The following is a 3,800-nucleotide window of genomic DNA, read 5'->3' as shown; positions in this document are numbered from 1 at the left end:
GTGCCCGGTGCCCGAGACGGACATGCCTGAGACGGAGATGTCCGGGGCGGATGTTCCCGGGGCGGTGCGGTCGGTTACCGCCGAGGTGCTGGGGGTGGTGCAGGCGTGGCTGGCCGAGGAGCGGTTCGCCTCGTCGCGGCTGGTGGTGGTGACGCGGGGCGCGGTGGCGGTCGGAGCAGAGGACGTCGATGTGCGGCTGGCTCCGGTGTGGGGTCTGCTGCGGGCGGTCAGGGCGGAGAACCCGGGCCGGTTCGTGCTGGTCGACATCGACGGCATGGCCGAGTCCGGTGAGGTCCTGGAGACGGCCGTCGCTTCGGATGAGCCGGAGACGGTGATCCGGGGCGGTGAGTTGCGGGTGGCGCGCCTGGCCCGGGTGCCGGTCGGGGCTGCAGTGTCGGTTCCGCAGGATCGGGCGGAGGCCGGGCCGGGTGCGGGCCGGGCGGTGCCGGATGCCGCCCGGATGGATGGAGCGGTGCCGGAGGCCGGCCGGGTCGGCGAGACGGTGCCGGGTGCGGACGGGTCCGCTCCGGTGTGGGATGCGGACGGCACGGTGCTGGTGACCGGTGGCACGGGTGGTCTGGGTGCGCTGGTGGCGCGGCACCTGGTGACCGAGCACGGGGTGCGGCATCTGGTGCTGACCAGCCGGCGGGGGCTGGAGGCGCCGGGTGCGGTGGAGCTGGCCGAGGAGTTGTCCGCGCTGGGGGCGCGGGTGACGGTGGCGGCGTGTGACGTGGCCGACCGGGAGGCGCTGGCGGGGCTGCTGGCGGGTGTTCCGGCGGCGCATCCGCTGCGGGGTGTGGTGCATGCGGCCGGGGTGCTGGACGACGGGGTCGTGGGGTCGCTGACGCCGGAGCGGATCGATGCGGTGTTGCGGCCGAAGGCGGATGCGGCGTGGTATCTGCACGAGCTGACGGCGGACATGGGGTTGTCGGCGTTCGTGTTGTTCTCGTCGCTGGCCGGGACGCTGGGCAATGCGGGTCAGGGTAATTACGCGGCGGCGAACGCGTTCCTGGACGGGCTGGCGGCGTATCGGCGGGCGCGGGGGTTGGCGGGGCAGTCGCTGGCGTGGGGTCTGTGGGCCGGTGGCGGGATGGGTGCCGGGTTGGAGGCGGCGCAGGTGCGGCGGATGGCGGGGATGGGGATGGGGGCGCTGGCGCCGGAGCAGGGTTTGGCGTTGCTGGATGCGGCGGCGGGGGTGGATGTCGCGGCGGTGGTGGCGGTGCGGCTGGATGTGCGGGTGCTGGCGGGGGCGGGGGCGGGGTTGCCGTCGGTGTTCGCGGGGTTGGTGCCGGTGGTGCGGCGGCGTGCGGGTGCCGGTGGGGGTGGTGGTGCGGGCGGGTTGGGTCGTCGGCTGGCCGGGTTGGGGGCGCGGGAACGCGAAGCGGCCCTCCTGGAACTGGTCCGTACTCACGTCGCAGGCATCCTCGGCCACACCGGTCCGGAGGCGGTCGAGCCCGAGACGGCGTTCAAGGAGCTGGGCTTCGACTCGCTCTCCGCGGTCGAGTTCCGCAACCGGCTCAACGAGGTCACCGGGCTGCGGCTGCCGCCGACGCTGGTCTTCGACTATCCGAACGCCGCGGTCCTGGCGGCTCACCTCGATTCCGAACTGGCACCCGACCCGGGCGCCGGCAACGGCCAGGACTCCGGCGAGCAGCGGATCCGCCGGATCCTGGAGAGCATTCCGCTCACCAAGCTCCGGGACGCCGGGCTGATGGACGTCCTCCTCGAACTGGGCGGAGCCCGCTCCGCCGAGCCCGCATCGGAGGCGGACGGCACATCCGAGTCCATCGATGACATGGACCTGGAGAGCCTGATCAACATGGCGCTCGACGGTGTCGACGCCACCGACGCGACCCAGGGGGCGTGACTTCGAATGGCCAACGAAGAACAGCTTGTCAAGGCGCTCCGTACGTCCCTGAAGGAGACGGAGCGGATCAGAGCCGAGCATCGGAATCTCCTGGCCTCGCTGCGTGAGCCGATCGCGATCGTGGGGATGGCGTGCCGGTACCCGGGCGGGGTGGAGTCGCCGGACGACCTGTGGCGGCTCGTGGCGGACGGGACGGACGCGGTCGGGGAGTTCCCGCCGGACCGCGGCTGGGACGTCGAGGAGCTGTTCGACCCCGAGCCCGGCGTGGAGGGCAAGACCTACGCCCGTGAAGGTGCCTTCCTGTACGGCGCGGCGGAGTTCGATCCGGGGTTCTTCGGGATCAGTCCGAACGAGGCGCTGTACATGGATCCGCAGCAGCGGTTGCTGCTGGAGACCTCGTGGGAGGCGATCGAGCGGGCGGGGATCGATCCGGCGTCGCTGAAGGGCAGCCGGACCGGGGTGTTCGCCGGGATGATGTACCACGACTACGCCTTCAACAGCGCCGCGGGCGCCATCGTGTCGGGCCGCATCTCCTACGCGCTGGGGCTGGAGGGCCAGTCCGTCACCGTGGACACGGCGTGCTCGTCGTCGCTGGTGGCGCTGCACCTGGCGGCGCAGGCGCTGCGGTCGGGGGAGTGCTCGCTGGCGCTGGCCGGCGGTGTGGCGGTCATGGCGACGCCGGAGGTGTTCGTCGAGTTCAGCCGGCAGCGCGGCCTGGCCCCCGACGGCCGCTGCAAGTCCTTCGCCGCGGGCGCCGACGGCACCGGCTGGGGCGAGGGAGCGGGCGTACTCCTGCTGGAGCGGTTGTCGGACGCGCGCCGCAACGGGCATCCGGTGCTGGCGGTGGTGCGGGGTTCGGCGATCAACCAGGACGGCGCCTCCAACGGGCTGACCGCGCCGAACGGGCCGTCGCAGCAGCGGGTGATCCAGCAGGCCCTGGCCGGAGCGGGCCTGGCCCCTGCGGACGTCGACATGGTGGAGGCGCACGGTACGGGGACCCGGCTGGGCGACCCGATTGAGGCGCAGGCCGTCATCGCGACCTACGGCCAGGACCGGCCGGAGGACCGGCCGCTCTGGCTGGGCTCGATCAAGTCGAACATGGGCCACACCCAGGCCGCCGCCGGCGCAGCGGGAATCATCAAGGTGATCCAGGCGATGCGCTACGGGGTCATGCCCAGGACGCTGCACGTGGACGAGCCGTCGCCGAACGTGGACTGGTCGGCGGGCCGGGTGGAGCTGCTGACCGAGGCCCGGGAGTGGGCGAAGAACGGCCGTCCGCGCCGGGCGGGCGTGTCCTCCTTCGGCATCAGCGGCACCAACGCGCACGTGATCATCGAGGAGCCGTCCGCGGCGGAGGAGCCCTCTGCGGAGGCGCCGCCCGTGCCCGTGCCCGTGCCCGTGCCCGTGTCTGGGGCGGTGTCCGCATCTGGGCGGATTTCGGTGCCGTTGGTGGTGTCGGGTCGCAGTGTGGAGGCGTTGCGGGCGCAGGCCGGGCGGCTGGCCGCGCATCTGGCGGATCGTCCGGAGGCGGGTCTGGCCGATGTCGGGCTGTCGCTGGTGAGCACGCGGGCGGCGTTCGAGCGGCGTGCGGTGGTGGTGGCCGCCGACCGTGAAGGCGGGTTGCGTGCACTGCGGGAACTGGCCGACGGGAGCGCAGCGGTGGCCGAGGTCGTCCGCGGTGGCGGGAAGACAGGGTTTCTGTTCTCGGGTCAGGGGGCGCAGCGGGCGGGGATGGGCCGGGAGTTGTATGCGGCGTTCCCGGTGTTCGCGGATGCGTTGGACGCGGTGTGCGCGGTGGCGGACGTCGAGCTGGGGCGGTCGTTGCGGGAGCTGATGTTCGCCGAGCACGAGCACGAGGGCGAGGGCGAGGCCGGGGGCGCGGCGGAGGTGCTGGGGCGGACGGAGTTCGCTCAGGTGGCGTTGGTGGCGTTCG

At 73.1% G+C, this 3,800-nt stretch carries 2 protein-coding genes; both read left to right on the top strand.

Going from position 1 to position 3,800, the window contains the following annotated elements:
* Positions 1-1,867 (top strand): type I polyketide synthase (locus tag IEZ06_RS37420; RefSeq protein WP_268245650.1); only part of this gene is annotated, 1,867 nt, incomplete at its 5' end.
* Positions 1,868-1,873: 6 nt separating this feature from the next.
* A partial coding sequence (locus IEZ06_RS35520) for a type I polyketide synthase (protein WP_189241057.1) occupies positions 1,874-3,800 on the top strand: 1,927 nt, incomplete at its 3' end.

This window comes from Planomonospora antibiotica, assembly GCF_014647955.1.
Lineage (GTDB): Bacteria > Actinomycetota > Actinomycetes > Streptosporangiales > Streptosporangiaceae > Planomonospora > Planomonospora parontospora.
This window is presented reverse-complemented; position numbering and strand designations above follow the sequence as displayed.